This is a genomic window from Kastovskya adunca (assembly GCF_059505785.1).
Genome location: NZ_JCACLG010000055.1, coordinates 1 through 16,873 on the forward strand (window position 1 = coordinate 1; position 16,873 = coordinate 16,873).

Below are 16,873 nucleotides of genomic sequence, written 5' to 3' on the forward strand. Positions count from 1 at the left end.
CCTTCACCCTTCATCCTTCACCCTTCATCCTTCACCCTTCATCCTTCACCCTTCATCCTTCATCCTTCATCCTTCACACTTCTTAAAATCGTTCTCCAATCCCAAAGTGGATACGGCTATCCCCATCATCATTGATACCGTAGTCAACCCGAATTGGGCCAAGGGGAGAGTTGACGCGAACGCCAACACCATAGCCAAATCCACCACCGGGTTTGCCACGGACGCCTGCTGGGTTGCCAGGAACGTTGTCTCCCGTACCCAGGTCGCTGGCGTAGTCTACAAAGACAGCCCCACCAATGATTGGCAAGATAGGAAAGCGATACTCAGCAGTTGCCTGAATAAAACTCCGTCCTGCCCCAACGTCTCCTTCATCGTAGCCCCGGACTGAGTTACTGCCACCGAGGGAGAAAGCTTCGTAGGGAGGCAAATCTCCTAGTACTGTTCCCGCTTGGACATTAAAGGCAAAGGCTTCTGCTCCTTCAGAAAAATTGGTGAAGTTCACAGGAACGTACTGACTGTAACTACCCCGCAGGCGATTGAGGAAAATACCACCCAAGGGAATAGACTGCTCAACACCGAATCGCAGGAGAGAACCACTTGTGGGTTGGAGGGGGTTGTTGCGGAGATCGCGCACTGCCCCTAATTGGACAGTGAGTAATTGGTCTGTCCCGTCTTCATTGAAGCTAACGGGATTGCCTAGCTCATCTCTCGGTTGGATGTTACCATCACTATCCCGGACAGAAATTGCTTGGTACTGCAATCCGGCGCTTGCTGTCCATGGGCTTCTGGTAAAGGGATCTGGAGCCAGAGGACGGCTAAAGCTGATGCCGCCTCCTGTTCGGAGGATGCGTGGGCGATCGCCATCCGGCAGGTTAACATCTACGTCACCGCCATCAAAAATTAGAGAAATCGACCGTCGCCGGAAGGCATTGACGGTGTAGGAGGTGCGGTAAGGGTCACCGCCAATCCAAGGATCGGTAAAGCGGACATCAAACAGCAGTTCCCGCTGACCGACTTGCACCTCTGCACCGAGGGTTTGATTATTTCCCCCCAGGTTTTGCTCTTGATAGCTGACGGTGCCAAACAATCCACTCGCAGAACTGATCCCCAGACCCGCCGCAATAGAACCTGTATTCCGTTCAATGACATCGACAACTAAGTCAACTTGGCGAGGGTCGGTACCCGGCTCAAAGGAAAGCCGTACATCTTCAAAGATTCCTAACTCGAAGATCCTCCGCAAATCTCGTTCGGCGGTCTGTCGATTGAAAACATCTCCCGGTTCCAATTGAATTTCTCGCGTGACGATGAAGTCACGGGTTCGACCCTCAACTGGTTCACCTTCTTCGGTAGTCGCTTCGCCATCTTCGTTGAGAAAGCGTACCCGGATATTTTCAATGACCCCTTCTGCCACCGTCAGCGTCACGGTACCCGTCTCGTCCGCCTGACTGGCATCAACGACCTGAGCTAAGTCAAACCCTTGTTCTTTGTAATAAGCATTTAACTCCTGAACACCCCGCTGCAAGTCTCGCAGGTTGAGAATACGACCGTACTGCTCCCCAAAAATTCTATCAACTACGTCTTGAGGCAGTACGCGCTCCCCTTCAGGGGGCACTGTGGAGACATTCACATTACGCAATACTGGGTTGGGTTCTACGGCAAAGGTGATGCGTACTCCTAGGGGAGTGTCTTCAGGGACAACTTCTACATCCTGGAAGAATCCGGTGGCAAAAACCGCATTAACATCTTCCTGAAGCTGAGAACGAGTAGTTGTTCGACCAGGAACGGTGCGAATGGCTCGATAGACTGCGTTTTCCAGGTCTCCTTCCGCCCCCTGTACAACCACTTCAGAAACTAGCACGCGGGGGTCTGTTGCCTCGTTTGGCTGGGCTTCAGTTGGCTGGGCTTCAGTTGGCTGGGCTTCAGTATCGGGGGCGGGAGCGGGTTCCAGAGGAGCCTGTGCCCTCAAAGGATTCGTGCTGGCGGATTCCGGTACAGATAGCGTCTCGACGACAACGTTGTTGTTGCTAATCGTCTTGACGGGATACTCTGCTACGGCTGAATTCACTGCTGTTGGCTCTTGCTGTTCCACCGCAACGGAAACAGCATTTTGATCAACGTATATAGACTGAGAAATTGAACCAGAAGGCTTTGTGGATACTGTTCCAGCGGGCGGCAATATCTCGCTGCTTGCTGGTTCTTTCTGTTCTATATCTATATCCAGGGGGGGCTGGTCAATAGTTTGCCCATGAATGGGTTTGGATATACCGAAAGTGGCTGATGCAGCAAGTGCTGCTGCTAACAAGGGAGATAAGCGCATGTCTTTGAGGCCTTTGGACACTTCCACACACCAATAAATCTGCAGCTAACAGACTCATTCACCGACTGAGGATTGGGAAAGAAGTTCCATTTCTTACCCGAAGCTCGGCTGAGAAATTTTACCGCGCTTGGTTGGCTAGTTGTAAATAAATTTTTAAATTGCCTGTTTATCCCGCTGAACTGGTGGCTGATAAGACGCGTTCCAAGACTTGTTGGTAGGCATTTTCCACTTGCCCCAAGTCCCGACGGAAGCGGTCTTTGTCCATGACGCGGCGATCGGGGTCTGTTTCTCCTCGGTTCCAGAGGCGGCAGGTGTCGGGGCTGATTTCATCGGCAAGGATGAGTTGGCGATCGCTGGTTAAACCAAATTCCAGCTTGAAGTCTACTAAGGTAATGTCACAGCTCAAGAAAAAGTCGCTCAAGATAGTGTTGATTTGCAAAGCTTGCCGTTGTAATTCTTCTATCTGTTCGGGGGTGGCAAGGTCGAGCAGTAAGAGGCGATCGCGTGTCAACAAGGGATCGCCCAAAGCATCATCTTTGTAGTAAAACTCCACTAAGGGTTGGGGTAGTATTTTCCCCTCCGGTAAGCCTGTCTGTTTGCAGAGACTCCCGGCGGCAATGTTTCTCACCACCACTTCCAATGGCACGATTTCCACGCGGCGGACGCGCATTTGGTTGGGAGCAGGGCAATCAATGTAGTGGGTGGCGACTCCGGCGGCTTCTAGCAACTGAAAGAGGGCGTTCGCGATCGCGCAATTCATTTCCCCTTTACCGACAATCTGACCACGTTTTTGGGCATTAAATGCCGTCGCGTCGTCTTTGTAATGAGTCAACAGAATATCTGGATCTTCAGTGCTATAAAGAATTTTGGCTTTGCCTTCGTAAAGTTTTTTGGGGTCAGACATGGGGAAAGATAACCTTTTTCTAGGTAGTGTGTAGATTAGTAAAGGGGACTGTAGATGATTGACAACTTAAAGTAACTAAGTAAGTAAGACAAGGGGGAATTGTGGCAGATAGGTCTGAATTTCTGTATCCTCGTAGCCGTTATTACGGCCCAGTTAAGCCAGAGAATTTGGTTTTCAATGCCAACTTACAGGAATTTGCTCAACGGGTAAACTTTATCTGTAATCTGGAAACCTCTGGAAAAATCTCTACAGAAGAGGCTTACAGTCAAGTTAAGGAACTCTGGAAGCAATTGCAACGCAGCAAAGAGCAACTGAAGGTTGGGGAAAATCCCTTTCAGGGTGATGAGGGCGATCAAGGAGATGAAGGTGGAGATCACAGCTAAAGATTAAGGGGAGATGGGAAGAAGGGTGAAGTATGAAGTATGAAGGGTGAAGTATGAAGGGTGAAGTATGAAGGAGGTTATCAGTTTTCCTCATCGCCTCATCGCCTCATCGCCTCATCGCCTCATCGCCTCATCTCCCCTGCTCCCCTGCTCCTCCGCTCCCCTGCTCCCCTCATCTCCCCGACTCACCGACTCACCGACTCACCGACTGAGATCTGTTCAGATGCAGGCTCGACACCCAAGGATTGAAGTAATGTTTCAACTCGCTCTTTGATTTCATTTCGTACCCGGTAAAAAGTCTCTATTGGTTCTCCAGCCGGATCATCAAGCTGCCAGTCTTGAAACACCTCGCGCTGTACCCAAGCGTCGGGTAAGTTGACGCCGCAGCCGCAGAGGGAAATTACAGCGTCATAGTCTTCTGGCTTAAAGTCACTAAGAGCGTCGGAAGTTTGAGCGCTGATATCAATGCCAATTGCGGACATCACCTCAACTGCCGTGGGATTGACTTGACTTGCCTCTAATCCCGAACTGGTTACAGCAATTTTATCTTCTCCGAGGGTGCGAGCGAATCCTTCTGCCATTTGGGAGCGACAGGAGTTTTTTTTGCAAACAAACATAACTCGTTTCATGGCAGTTATTGGTGGTTGTATTTCAGGTTTTGAATTGAAAGAATACGCAGATCGTTTTTTAGGATGTTGCTAATTATTAAAGTTTTTAGAGCAGCATAAATGTTTCTCCTATTTAAAAATTTAGTGTAGAAGTTACTTGAAAGAACTGACACATCGGGGATCGCGTAATGTTGCTTTTTCTGGCTCCCGTGGAAACCACATAGCTGTGCGTTTACACAATTCCACCAACATCAACATCACGGGTACTTCGATTAATACCCCAACTACCGTTGCTAGTGCCGCGCCAGAGTTCAAGCCGAAGAGCATAACAGCAGTAGCGATCGCCACTTCAAAATGATTGCTCGCGCCAATCAGCGCCGCTGGTGCCGCATCTTCATAAGCCAAATTCAGCTTCAACGCCGCCACATAGGTAATCAGAAAAATGAAATTGGTTTGAATAAATAGCGGGACAGCGATTAACAAAATGTGCAGCGGATTATTAACGATCAGCTCGCCTTTGAAAGCAAATAGCAGTACCAAAGTAAGCAGCAACGCTGTAATAGAAATCGGAGTCAGATACTTCAGAAATCGCCTTTCAAACCACTCTCTGCCTTTGTGTTTAAAAATCCAGTAACGGCTATACATTCCTGCAATTAAGGGCAAACCGACATAAATCAACACCGACAGGACAATGGTTTCCCAAGGCACGGTTAAATCATTGGCTGAGAGTAACCACCGTCCCAAGGGGGCATACAAGAACAGCATCGCTAGGGAGTTCACCGCCACCATGACTAAGGTGTGTCCCTGGTTGCTGTAGGAAAGATACCCCCACATCAATACCATCGCGGTACAGGGGGCAATGCCTAACAAAATCGCTCCGGCGATGTAAGAGTTCACTAGTGTGACTTCCGTACCGCGAATCAATTCTGTACCTGTCAGCCAGGGAGCAAACAGCCCACCCAGGAAAAACTGAGCCAATGCCACCATTGTGAATGGCTTAATCAACCAGTTCACAACCAAAGTCAGAATCACTGGCTTAGGGGCACGAACGGCTTGTGCTGCCTGGGTAAAATCAATCTTCACCATGATGGGATACATCATGAAGAACAGGCAGATGGCGATGGGAATCGATACCTGATAGAAGCTCATGGCATCCAGTGCCACAGCGACACCTGGAAATAGCCTGCCCAAGGCAATTCCCGCCACAATACATAGGAACACCCAAAGGGTGAGATATCGTTCAAAAAAACTCAGCTTGCCCCCAGCATTGACGGCAGGCTGACTCGCTTGCGGAGTATTGGTGCTCATGCGGATTCCTCAATAATTCAGGGGTCAGTAAGGCTACATATCAATTTAAATTGATTTAATTTTTTGTGTAGAAACTAGGTAGGAGGAAGAAAAGCCTGCTACTTCATCGTTCAAGGCTTAAATCCGAACCAATTTGACCATTGATTCTGGGGTGAATTTATGGCTTTCCCCGGTGGCTTGCCTTGGGGTACATCTCTATCATTTCAAAAAAAATTGATATGTCAAGTAAAAAAAGATTACTGCCTGGGGAGAAGGGAGGAGGAAGTGTTGTTACAGGGATGGCGTATCATCTGAGCACGGATGAGCTGGTAGCATGACCGCTAAGCGGCGATACTCGGTGAGATACTGCTCTAGGGCAACAAACTGGGGCAGATTAAGGCTGTAGTAAATCCAGCGTCCGTCTTGGCGGGGACGAACTAAGGCAGCTTCTTTGAGGGTTTTGAGGTGAAACGATAATTTAGACTGGGAAACCTGTAGTTTTTCGCATAGTTCGCAGACGCATAGCTCTTGAGAGCGTAGCAACTCTACCACCTGAAACCGTAACGGGTCGGATAGGGCATGAAAGCCAGCCATGATGGTAGTAGAGGAAGGGGTGAAAGTGGTTTGCATCAAGTTTTTTTAAACCGTTAGTTCTACTTTAAAAGCTGCCCTGAGGCTAAAGCTGAGGGCTAGACAAAGGTGTTTTTACCTGCAAAATCAACAGGGAGCGCCCCTTACTTTGCTGACAGGATATGAACGCCATCCCACGTCTCTGGGGGAGGACTACTGAGATAGTAGTGAGCGCGTTCTATATGGGCAACAGCGGCTTGATCAGTGGGTTGGAGGTGGTGAGCGTCATGGAAATAGGCGATCGCTTTGCGGAAGTTTCGCGACATGTAGGCGTTCCGCCCTGCCTTGTAGACTTCTAAAAACTCTTGAGTTTTGCTATCGAGGGATTCTGTGCGATCGCTAATTAGCTCATAGATCCTGACGGCTTGGTTTTTCCCCTTGACGCGAATTTTATCTAATTCTCTGGCCCAAATGCGATCGCTGCAAAGTTTGTAAGTATATTCGCTCAAAATAATATCGCAGCCATACTCTTTGGTAACGCTTTCCAAGCGCGAACCCAAGTTCACCGCATCGCCAATCACGGTGTAATCCATCCGCTTTTGTGAACCGATATTTCCTGAAACCACTTCCCCAGAACTAATTCCAATCCCAAAGCGAATTTGAGGTTGCGACGTAAAAATCCGTCGCTGATTGAACGCCGCTAGACGCTGACGCATATCTAGGGCTGTCTTAATCGCCAGCCCAGCATGGTCTTCTAGTTGCAGAGGGGCACCAAACACTGCCATCAACGCATCGCCCATGAACTTATCTAAAGTCCCTCCGTGGTTAAATACCGACTCCACCATCGTTTCAAAATACTGATTCAGCAGTGACACCACCTCCGATGCGCCCATATTCTCCGTCATGGTGGTGTAGCCTCGGATGTCCGAAAACAAAATCGTCACATCCTTACGCTCTCCCACCATCAGCGCATCCTCACCTCGTGCGATCACCTGCTCAGCCACCCCTGGAGTGAGATAGCGGTACATCGCCGTTTTTAGCCGTTTTTCCTTGCTGATATCTTCCAACACCACCAAGCCTCCCCGGACTTTTCCCTCTGGGTTCGTTAAGGGATTAACGGTTAAGTTAATACTGCGTTCGATCAGATCAACTTGCTCTTTGTCTAGGAAAGTGGATGAATCTCCCTCCCAAGGTGTTTCATTCCAGGGCAGAAAAATGTTGGGATTATTGTGATCGGGAATTGCCAGAATTGTCACCGGGGATTGAGCATTGGTGACGGGCAACTTGTGATTTGTAATGGGGATTTCTTTTGATGTGTTGAGGTGAATCTTCTCTCCCCCGCTCCCCGGCTCCTTTGTCCCATTGCTGGCAACTCCCCAATCTCCCGTTGCCTCTTTTACTAACCCAACCGTTAAGCTTTGCTCAGGTACGTAATGCTTGGCACCTGTTTTTAGGCTATCTTGCAGGCGAAACTGGAGATGCTCAATTGGCACCACTTCCCAAAGGTAGCGACCTGTGAGTTTGTATTCCCAGAGTTGCCGTTGAGCGTTGTGCAGTTGCTGGCGAGGCAAACCCAGTAAATCCAATGCCGCATCGTTGATGGTAACGATCCGCCCCTCCATGTCTGTTGAAATCACCGCATCGGAGAGGCTTTGCAAAATGTCTTTTTGATACTGCTTTTCAATCAAGACATTTTCAAACAGCTTGGCATTCTCTAGGGCAATTCCCGCTTGAATATTAAACGCCCGCATAAATTCTTCATCAGAGGTGGTGAAGCTCCCCTGATTCTTGTTGATCAGCTGAGTGACGCCAATTAAATCGCCACTGGAGTTGAATACAGGTAGACAAAGAATATTGCGAGTGATGTACCCGGTGCGTTGATCGGCAGTGGGGTCAAAGCGGGGATCTTTGTACGCGTCGGATATATTGAGGGGCTGGCGAGTAGAGGCGACGTAGCCAGCAATTCCCCGGTTGGCAGGGATGCGAATGGGGATAATCTTGGTACCGTCTTTATTTAGTACTTTTGTCCACAGTTCTCCCGTTTCTTTACTCAGCAGAAACAGCGTGCTGCGGTCTGCTTGCATCAAGTCCCGCGCTTGATCCATCACCGATTGCAGCGTGGCTTCTAAATCTAAACTCTGCCCTAAGGAAGCCGTTGCCCGCAGGAGGGCAGCCGCCCCCCGTTGATTGCGGGCTGCCATTAAAAATGATTGACAAGTTTCCAGGATGATGCTAATAGAGGCGGCAAACTCCCGGAAGTGCTGTTCGTCTTCCTCATCAAAGGACACTCCCCCAGCTTTGTTTAGAAGCTGCACAACGGCAACGACCTGATTATTGCTGCTGACAATGGGCATACACAGCAGCGTCTGGGTATGATAACCAGGGCGTTCGTCTACTTCTTTGTTAAATAGCGGATGGTTGTAGGCGTCGGGAATATTGAGTGATTGTCCAGTGGTGGCAACATGACCCGCAATCCCCAGATTGACCGGAATGCGTAGTTCGACTGGCTTACCTGTTTCACCTTGAGGAATTTTTGCCCAAAGTTGACTCTTCTCGGCATCAACTAAAAAGATTGTTGTCCGATCAGCTTGTAAAATCTGCCCAATCTTTAGAGTGAAGGCATCCATGACCTGCTCTAACATGCTTTCTAGGGCTTCGTTGTTGATCATTTCGATCGCCCGTAGAAACTGCTGGAATTCAGCGGTGATAAAGTCCAGCAAACAAATAAACTCAGGAACAGACAGGTCTTTGACGCGGTGAGTCAGGACGCTGGTGCGGTTGAGTTGGGTAAGTTGCGTCAGTGTCGCAAGAACGCTACCTGTGTTGGAGAGGGTCATAGTTTAGTCATGGATGGTGAGTCATGGGCTCGTGAGTCATTAGGGTGCTGACTAATGACAACTAGCAGAATCGGGGTTGCTTAGCGATCGCTACCATCACTACTCATGATAGAAAAAAAATTCATTCCTATTACCTATGAATGTATCCGCTGATTCCCGGAGGAACAAGCGGAAATTCTGGCAATGCCATTTTAACGACGGCAGCAAGACGCGTGGAAACCTTAACAGCTACGCAGCTGGTGTCATTGACTGAGGATAAACAACAGCTCGATAGTAATTTTGCAACTGGCGAGTCGCGGCTGTCCAGCCCCAACGTTCGGCTTCTGCACGGGCATTTTGCCGTAGGGTTTCCCGTTCAGTTTGCGCTCCTAAAAGACGCTTGGTTGCGGCGATCGCTCCCTGGTCATCAGTGGGATCGAACAAGTAGCCATTGACGCCATCGGTGACAATATCCGGAATGCCCCCAGAACGGGCAGCAACTACCGGACATCCCGCTGCCATCGCTTCCAAGAGTACCAGTCCGAGGGTCTCTGTGCGCGAGGGGAAGACAAAGGCATCGGCAGAGGCGAAGGCAGAAGCGAGTTCCAATCCAGCCAAATAGCCAACGAAGTGAGTAGGCGTCCCGGCAAAGTGTTTTTCCAGGGCTTGGCGGTGTGGCCCATCCCCAACAATGGCTAGCCGTGCATTAGGAATCGCTTCTAAGACGGGTTTAATGCGGTCAATTTCTTTTTCCGCACTTACTCGCCCCACGTAAAGGAGGATGGGGCTTTCGGGATGTCCTTGAGAAAGATGCTGGCGCATTTTTTCTGATGCCAGATTTGGCTGGAACATCTCTGTATCAACACCTCGCTGCCACAAGTCTACTCGTTCCACATCGTGGTCGATGAGTTCCTGCACCATGGCAGTGGACGTACACAAATTGAGCTGGGCTTGATTGTGACTGGCTTTGATTAATTCCCACATCACTCCCTCTAGCATCCCCAAGCCGTAGTGCTTTAGGTACTGGGGCAAATGGGTGTGGTAAGACGCCACTAAGGGAATCTGCATCACCTTGGCGTAGTACAGCCCTCCTAACCCCAAAACAGCCGGATTGATCACATGAATCAAGTCTGGCTGAAACTCTTCCAAGACATGCCCAATCGCTGGGCGGGGTAGCGCTAACTTTAACTCAGGGTACAGCGGCAACGGGAAGCCAGAGACTCCATACACTCTTGCTCCTTTGTATTCAGTGATGCCACCATCTGGGGCAACGACCAGCACTTGGTCGCCGTTGCGTTGCAAGTGTTCAACGGTGTGGCGCAGTCGCGTTACAATTCCGTCAACTTTGGGTAGAAAGGTTTCCGTAAATAGCGCAATTCGCATATCTTAGCTAGTAGCTAAATGTCGCGTGAATTCTAACAGGTTTTTATAAAAAAGATGAAATACTCGGGATAGATTTTGAGTTAAAATATAGTTAGGAGAAATGCTTTTTTAAAATGGAAATATGAGGTTTTTATAAAAACGCAAAGAATTCCCATTGTAAAATAATATCATTGAAAACTCTGTAAATCAATCAACAAAAAAATCATTTTTGGCAAGTTTTTAACAAATAAATCTTTCCTATGGGACTATTTTTTTCTTTTTTGTCTGAAAATAAAGCTGTCATTTCCCGATTTGTGCTCAAAGGTAGGCTTAACAACAGGGCTGATTAAGCCTACCTGTATTGTCAGTCAAGAGGATCGAGTCTGGCTCATTTAGTAAAAACCTAAGAACTACGACGCCAAGAAACTTTTGGCAAAATTTGTTTCTTATCAACGCGCTGCTGATACTTAGTCGCAAAGTTTAGTAACGAGTCGAGTAGTGAGTCAGACAAATAGTGAGGTTGTAGACCCAAATCTAGCAGCTGCGTATTTTTGGCGTTGAAGTAGTGTTCTTCTAACTCTACGCGGGGGTTTTCGAGGTGATCAATTTCCACATTTAGCCCCATGGCGCTTCCGGCTTTTTTCACCATCATCGCCAAGTCACTGATACTAAATAACTCAGTGAACTGGTTAAAGACTCGGAATTGACCCGGTTCGGCGGGGTTAGCGATCGCAATTTCGATACACCGCACCGTATCGCGGATATCTAAAAAGCTGCGAGTCTGTCCGCCTTTGCCATAAACCGTTAGGGGATGACCAATTGCCGCTTGGATGCAGAAGCGGTTTAGTGCTGTGCCAAACACTCCGTCGTAGTCGAGGCGGTTAATCAGGAGTTCGTCCATTCCGGTTTCTTCCGTCAAGACACCGTAGACGACTCCCTGGTTCAAATCAGTGGCGCGCAGTCCCCAGATTTTGCAAGCAAATTGGATGTTGTGGCTGTCGTGGACTTTGCTGAGGTGGTAGAAGCTACCCGGTTGCTTGGGATAAGGGAGGGTATCTTTGCGCCCGTTGTGTTCGATGGTGATGTAGCCTTCTTCAATATCGATGTTGGGAGTACCGTACTCACCCATCGTCCCCAGTTTGACTAAATGGCAGTCAGGGAAATCTTCTCGCATTACATAGAGGAGATTCAGCGTTCCCACGACGTTGTTAACCTGAGTCAAGACGGCGTGATCGCGGTCAATCATTGAGAAGGGAGCTGAACGCTGTTCGCCAAAGTGAACCACCGCTTCTGGCTCAAACTGGTGCATCGCCTTGCTGAGAAACTCAAAGTTGGTAATATCGCCCACAAACAGGTCAATTGACTTCCCTGTAAGATCTTGCCAGCGCTGTAGACGTTGGTGAATTGGTGCGATGGGGGTTAGAGTTTCGACGCCTAGTTCTGAGTCCCAGTGCCGTCGCACTAAGCTATCTATAATGCCGACTTCGTAGCCTCGATTGGAAAGATAAAGGGCGGTTGCCCAACCGCAATAGCCATCACCGCCAATAACCAGGACCTTCATAATCAATCAATAAAGTTTGCTTGCTAATACTCGGTAAATGTACCAGGTTTGGGTACCCAACAGAGCAGGCGATGGGAAATAAGCGGGGGAGCTAGAAAGCTAGGGAGGGGAGGAGTTAGGGAGCGAGGGACAGGGGGAAAGGGAATGAGTCTGAAGGGTTAAAGGATGAAAAAAGCCAGCCAGGAGGAAGTTATAATCCGTTTCCTTATAGTTTTGATATAAAATCTCATATTATTGCTATAAACCCTCAGTTTTTGGCAGATATCCCTGCTTGTGTCAAGTTAATGTGCGCTTTGTTAAGCGTATGGTAACTCTTGTATCATCTTGTGCGATCTGGTTTCTGGTATCTCTAGATCGGCTATTGTAGAAGGGGCAAAGGAATTCTAAAGAAATTCTTAAGCCTGAGTATTGAGCTAAAATGCTCATACTGATGAGATTGGGGAAATATCCCCGCGCCTAAAGAGCAAAGGTTGTTACCGAAACAGGAGATTTTATGACTCCCACTATGTTGCGTCAGCTATGGTCTTTAGTTGAAACGACTCAAGCCAATCTACTGCTAAAACTAGATGATGCCAGCTTGATTCAATGGTTGGTGAAGCAATTTAACCAGGAGCGATCGCTTAATGCTTGTGAAGAGCATGTCGTGAGCGATTACCTACGTTCCAAACTTTCCCTAATTCGCGACCTGGCTCAAGAGCGCTATTAGTCCCCTATTGCCTGCATTTTGCGGGGTAAATTTAGTCTTATTTTTTAAAACGCCTAAAAATATACCAAAACAGGTAAGTTAAGCCGATAGCAACGGCTGATCTTCCTCTAATTTTTAGCGTGCACAGTTTATACAAAGTATATTAATTGCAGCGATCGCATACTCATCTTAGCCCCCCTTTTGAAGGGGGGTTGGGGGGATCTCCTCTTCAATTCGGTAACAAACCCCCTCCCAATCCTGCAACACCTCATCATTAGTAAACCGCAAAACCTTCAGCCCATAACCTTCTAAAATCTGCGTTCTTTCCCCGTCATAATCTTTGCCCTCATTTGTAAAATGACTCTCTCCATCCACCTCAATTACTAACTTCAACTGAGCACAGAAAAAATCAACTATAAAATTATCAATTGGTCTTTGCCGCAACACCCGAAACTTGAAGGTTTTTAGATAGCCATACCACAGCTTTTTCTCGGCTGGCGTCATATTTTTTCGGAGTTCTTTTGCCTTTTCTATTAGTTGTCGGTTGTAGGGTAAGTGAAAATCTGTATTACTCCAGTTCATTTAGATCCCCCAGTTCCCCCCTTAAAAAGGCTACGGTGTACACACAAGTTGGGCGAGAGGACTTTCCACCGTTCGATCCCCCCTAGCCCCCCTTAAAAAGGGGGGAATAGAAATCTTAGTCTCCCTTTTTAAAAGGGATGCGAGGGGGATCTCCGAGGATTTCAGTTTTGTACAGAGATGTGTGTACAGCAATCACACCAACTACAGACCAGGATTACCAGCTAACTATCAAAAAACAGCAGCGATCGCCCTTTTTTTTACTCTGCCATCAACCCACAACAGAAAACACAACGCGATCGCCCCATCACAACGGCGATAACATACGAACTACCTCCAAATGGTTTAGACGCAAGTGAGGATAGCTCTACCACCTGTGTCAAAAAAAAATAACAAAATGTAAAGGATAGGAATTAGTGAGGTCGGTTGCGATCGCTCACCCGTTCAGGTGAATCAGCAAGACGAAGCGCAACCCAGCCAACCTGCCATATTTTGAAAGCAGTTTCTTTAAAAAGCGTCAGTATGCAAAGTTCAATTACCGCAGAATCAGCTACTCAACTTCCTCCTCTGATTCCGCGTGAAGTGCTATTCGGAAACCCAGAACGTACCCGTCCCCAACTCTCACCGGATGGAAAGTATCTAGCCTATATCGCGCCTGACGAGAACAACGTCTTGCAGGTGTGGTTGCAGACAGTCGGACAAGATGATCACCGCCAGCTGACAGAAGACAAAAAGCGCGGTATCCGGATGTATTTCTGGACTTATAACCCAGAACAACTGATTTATCTGCAAGATTCCGACGGTGACGAGAACTTTCACCTCTACTCAGTCAATATTCAGTCCGATGTCGTTCGCGACTTAACCCCCTTCCAAGGCGTAAAAGCCCAACCTATCGAGCTAGACCACGAATTTCCTGATGAAGTCATCGTTGGCTTAAACCTCAAAGACCGCCAAAAGTTTGATGTTTACCGCATCAACCTCAATAACGGTGCTGTTGAATTTGATACAGATAACCCTGGTAATATCGTTAGCTGGACGGCAGATGCCAAGTTCCAAATTCGGGCAGCGACAGCCGCAACGCCGGATGGCGGTTCGGATTTGATGTATCGAGAAACAGTTGATTCAGAATGGGAAATTATCCGGCACTGGGGAGCGGATGATGAAGGTGGGGCAGTAGCATTTTCTGCTGATAACAACACCCTGTACATGATTGGCTCTCACGATGTTAACGCCCAGCGTCTGATTGCCTTGAATCTGGACAGCCGCGAAGAAACAGTGGTCGCAGCAGATGAACAATATGATGTGGGCAGTATTGTCATGCACCCGACCTCGCGAGTCATCGAGGCGGTTTCTTTCTACAAAGACAAAGTAGAGTGGCAAATTTTAGATGAAAGTATTGCCGCAGATTTTGAAGCGATCGCCCAAGTCCGGGAAGGCGAATTCGGCATCAGCAGCCGCACCCTAGCGGATGACCAGTGGCTAGTCGCCTACGGGATGGATGATGGCCCGGTATACTACTACACCTACGACCGCGCCTCCAAGTCCAGCACCTTACTCTTTAGCAATCAACCTGCCCTAGAAGCCTTGCCACTGGCAGCAATGCAGCCCATTTCCTACTCAGCACGGGATGGACTAACCATTCACGGCTACTTAACAACCCCCGCTGGTTTAGAAGCGAAAAACTTACCTACCGTGCTTCTCGTCCATGGTGGCCCTTGGGCGCGGGATACCTGGGGCTACAGCCCAATTGTGCAGTGGCTGGCAAACCGGGGCTATGCCGTGCTGCAAGTCAACTTCCGGGGTTCGACTGGCTACGGTAAGGATTTCCTGAATGCGGGAAATCGTCAATGGGCAGCCACCATGCACGATGATCTAATTGATGGCGTCAATTGGTTAATAGAACAGGGTATTGCTGACCCGGAAAAAGTCGCTATTATGGGCGGTTCCTACGGTGGTTATGCCGCGCTGGTGGGCTTAACCTATACGCCGGATGTGTTTGCGGCGGGAGTAGATATTGTTGGTCCCAGCAACTTGGTGACGCTGATGAAGAGTATTCCTCCCTATTGGGCACCGTTGCTGGCGAATATGTACCACCGTGTCGGTAATCTAGAGACGGAAGAGGAGTTCCTGAAAGAGCGATCGCCTCTATTTTATGTTGACCGTATCCAGAAGCCCTTACTGATCGGTCAAGGTGCTAATGATCCACGGGTGAAGCAAGCCGAAAGCGAGCAAATTGTAGAGGCGATGCGAGAAGCAGGGAAGCCTGTGGAGTACGTCGTTTACACTGACGAAGGTCACGGCTTTGCTCGTCCGGAGAACCGCTTGCATTTTTACGCGATCGCTGAAGAGTTCCTCGCCAATTATCTCGGCGGTCAAGCCGAACCCGCAGACAAGGTTGAAGGTCATTCAGGCATCGTTACTAAAGTAAACGTCAACGTTTAAAAGCCCGTTTTGTCCATAAATTAAGCACCTTTCCCCCATCCCTCCTAGTGTGAACTTAGAGGAGATGGGGGAATTTTTAAGCAATACCTCCTGGGGGAAAGTCTGAAAGTTGTTCTACTCCCGTCAGCACAATTTCCGGCTTTTCTTGATACATTTTTACTTCGCCGCTGACATATACGTACCCTCGTCCCATTCCCGCATAGCGCGTTGCAATCAGCCGCATCAAGGGGGCGCGTTCCTCACTGTAAGCATTAGGTATCCACAAATCAAATCTGTGAAATGTTGATCCGGCAAAAATTAACGCCCCGCCACCTAATGATTTATTAATACCCCCTTGCAAGTCACAAAAAATAGTAATTCGTTGATTTGTTTGAGCAGCTTCCAATATTTTTGGGTAATCTAATCGCACAGAAAGCACTCCCGATGTCGTTTCTGACAAGCGGTGTTCTTCGACAATCGCGCCGCGCATAAACCACCAAGGAAGAAGAGTCGTGTAGTCACGAGTTGTCCCTCGCACATTAGTTAGCGGATTCCAAATTACTAAATTATTAGCTTGTGCTTCCGCTTCGGCTGCCGTCATTTGGCGGTGATACAGCCGAGAGTAGCCATATTTAACAAAATAAGGACTCCATCCTTCTTCAACCAGCTTTATGTTGTAGTTTTCTTCACCTTTATAGATATAACAGAGGAGGCGACCGTAGTTATCCCGATGTTTTTCTAAGGAAACCTCCACTGAATCATCGGTATCAAACTCAATGTCTACTTGCACTAGTTCGTCATTCGCCGTTGCAAAGTATTGTTTCGCCATTGCGGATGCGGCTTTTCCCGCCTCTGTTACAGGCTTTGAACCACCCGGCTGACTTTCTTCGGTGTCTACACAAATTAGCCGTAAAGACTCTTCTTTACCATTTAGTAAGACTTTGATGGTGTCACCATCTATAACTTTGGTGACTTGAAGATTTTCAATTTTAGTTCCCATACTTTTGTCCTGAAAATTTAAGTGCTGTAGTAAGTTTTTCTTCCGCATCCTTAATCAACCTTCCGGAGGGTGTAATAATTAGAAACAAGGTTAAATTTAGGTAAGGATGGGGTTAATAATTGCCTAGAAATTGGCGCTGAATTTAGTGCCAGACTACCCGATTATGCCTCATGTTTCGATGATGCTGTGACCAGAATACGGCATCAAAGTGTAGTTGAAGCATAGAGTTAGCGATCGCGCTTAACGCTAATGGCACTGACTTAAGCGGCAAATAGTTGTTTTTGAGAAAAACCCAGCTTGGGGGGGCTTCCCCCCAATCCCCCCACTGGGGGATGAGTGCCTCCCCCAGACCCCCTGCACAAGGTTTGATCGGTTGTGAT

At 48.2% G+C, this 16,873-nt stretch carries 15 protein-coding genes; 4 read left to right on the top strand and 11 right to left on the bottom strand.

The window, feature by feature from the left end:
- Positions 1–82: 82 nt before the first annotated feature.
- Together AC5JR3_RS20795 and purC are read right to left on the bottom strand one after the other, a co-directional pair.
- Positions 83–2,317, bottom strand: a complete 2,235-nt coding sequence (locus tag AC5JR3_RS20795) for a BamA/TamA family outer membrane protein (RefSeq protein WP_495848492.1) — start codon at positions 2,315–2,317, stop codon at positions 83–85.
- A gap of 166 nt (positions 2,318–2,483) precedes the next feature.
- Positions 2,484–3,221, bottom strand: coding sequence for a phosphoribosylaminoimidazolesuccinocarboxamide synthase (gene purC / locus AC5JR3_RS20800; RefSeq protein WP_495848478.1), 738 nt, complete (start codon positions 3,219–3,221; stop codon positions 2,484–2,486).
- 101 nt (positions 3,222–3,322) lie between these two features.
- Here purC and AC5JR3_RS20805 point away from each other — a divergent pair, with 101 nt between their 5' ends.
- A complete protein-coding gene (locus AC5JR3_RS20805) occupies positions 3,323–3,604 on the top strand; it encodes a DUF7219 family protein (protein WP_495848479.1) in 282 nt (93 codons plus the stop codon).
- 185 nt (positions 3,605–3,789) lie between these two features.
- On the opposite strand, the gene arsC is transcribed toward AC5JR3_RS20805, so the two are convergent.
- The 6 genes from arsC to AC5JR3_RS20835 form a co-directional block, all read right to left on the bottom strand.
- Positions 3,790–4,233, bottom strand: coding sequence for an arsenate reductase, glutathione/glutaredoxin type (gene arsC / locus AC5JR3_RS20810; protein WP_495848480.1), 444 nt, complete (start codon positions 4,231–4,233; stop codon positions 3,790–3,792).
- Between the two features lie 132 nt (positions 4,234–4,365).
- Positions 4,366–5,520, bottom strand: a complete 1,155-nt coding sequence (gene arsB, locus AC5JR3_RS20815) for an ACR3 family arsenite efflux transporter (RefSeq protein ID WP_495848481.1) — start codon at positions 5,518–5,520, stop codon at positions 4,366–4,368.
- A 270-nt stretch (positions 5,521–5,790) separates the two neighbouring features.
- The gene (locus tag AC5JR3_RS20820) at positions 5,791–6,129 is read right to left on the bottom strand and encodes an ArsR/SmtB family transcription factor (protein ID WP_495848482.1); all 339 of its coding nucleotides are present in this window, start codon (positions 6,127–6,129) and stop codon (positions 5,791–5,793) included.
- A 104-nt stretch (positions 6,130–6,233) separates the two neighbouring features.
- Positions 6,234–8,906, bottom strand: coding sequence for a GAF domain-containing protein (locus tag AC5JR3_RS20825; protein WP_495848483.1), 2,673 nt, complete (start codon positions 8,904–8,906; stop codon positions 6,234–6,236).
- Positions 8,907–9,134: 228 nt separating this feature from the next.
- Complete coding sequence (locus AC5JR3_RS20830) at positions 9,135–10,268, bottom strand: glycosyltransferase (protein WP_495848484.1); 1,134 nt, start codon at positions 10,266–10,268, stop codon at positions 9,135–9,137.
- Positions 10,269–10,650: 382 nt separating this feature from the next.
- Positions 10,651–11,808 carry an NAD-dependent epimerase/dehydratase family protein gene (locus tag AC5JR3_RS20835; protein ID WP_495848485.1) on the bottom strand — a complete coding sequence of 386 codons (1,158 nt, stop codon included), beginning with the start codon at positions 11,806–11,808 and terminating at the stop codon, positions 10,651–10,653.
- A 493-nt stretch (positions 11,809–12,301) separates the two neighbouring features.
- Between AC5JR3_RS20835 and AC5JR3_RS20840 the strand changes: the two genes are divergently transcribed.
- Positions 12,302–12,514: a hypothetical protein gene (locus tag AC5JR3_RS20840; RefSeq protein ID WP_495848486.1), complete on the top strand. Its 213-nt coding sequence runs from the start codon at positions 12,302–12,304 to the stop codon at positions 12,512–12,514.
- A 168-nt stretch (positions 12,515–12,682) separates the two neighbouring features.
- Here the strand turns inward: AC5JR3_RS20840 and AC5JR3_RS20845 are convergent, their stop codons facing one another.
- Entirely contained in the window at positions 12,683–13,075 is a 393-nt protein-coding gene (locus tag AC5JR3_RS20845) for an endonuclease domain-containing protein (RefSeq protein WP_495848487.1), read from the bottom strand.
- A gap of 179 nt (positions 13,076–13,254) precedes the next feature.
- Here AC5JR3_RS20845 and AC5JR3_RS20850 point away from each other — a divergent pair, with 179 nt between their 5' ends.
- Complete coding sequence (locus tag AC5JR3_RS20850; RefSeq protein WP_495848488.1) at positions 13,255–13,431, top strand: hypothetical protein; 177 nt, start codon at positions 13,255–13,257, stop codon at positions 13,429–13,431.
- A 163-nt stretch (positions 13,432–13,594) separates the two neighbouring features.
- Positions 13,595–15,514 (top strand): S9 family peptidase, encoded by a 1,920-nt coding sequence (locus AC5JR3_RS20855; protein ID WP_495848489.1) that lies wholly within the window; start codon positions 13,595–13,597, stop codon positions 15,512–15,514.
- Between the two features lie 76 nt (positions 15,515–15,590).
- Here the strand turns inward: AC5JR3_RS20855 and AC5JR3_RS20860 are convergent, their stop codons facing one another.
- Together AC5JR3_RS20860 and AC5JR3_RS20865 are read right to left on the bottom strand one after the other, a co-directional pair.
- Entirely contained in the window at positions 15,591–16,493 is a 903-nt protein-coding gene (locus tag AC5JR3_RS20860; RefSeq protein WP_495848490.1) for a thermonuclease family protein, read from the bottom strand.
- A 142-nt stretch (positions 16,494–16,635) separates the two neighbouring features.
- On the bottom strand, positions 16,636–16,873 hold a 238-nt coding region (locus tag AC5JR3_RS20865; protein ID WP_495848491.1), incomplete at its 5' end, for a hypothetical protein.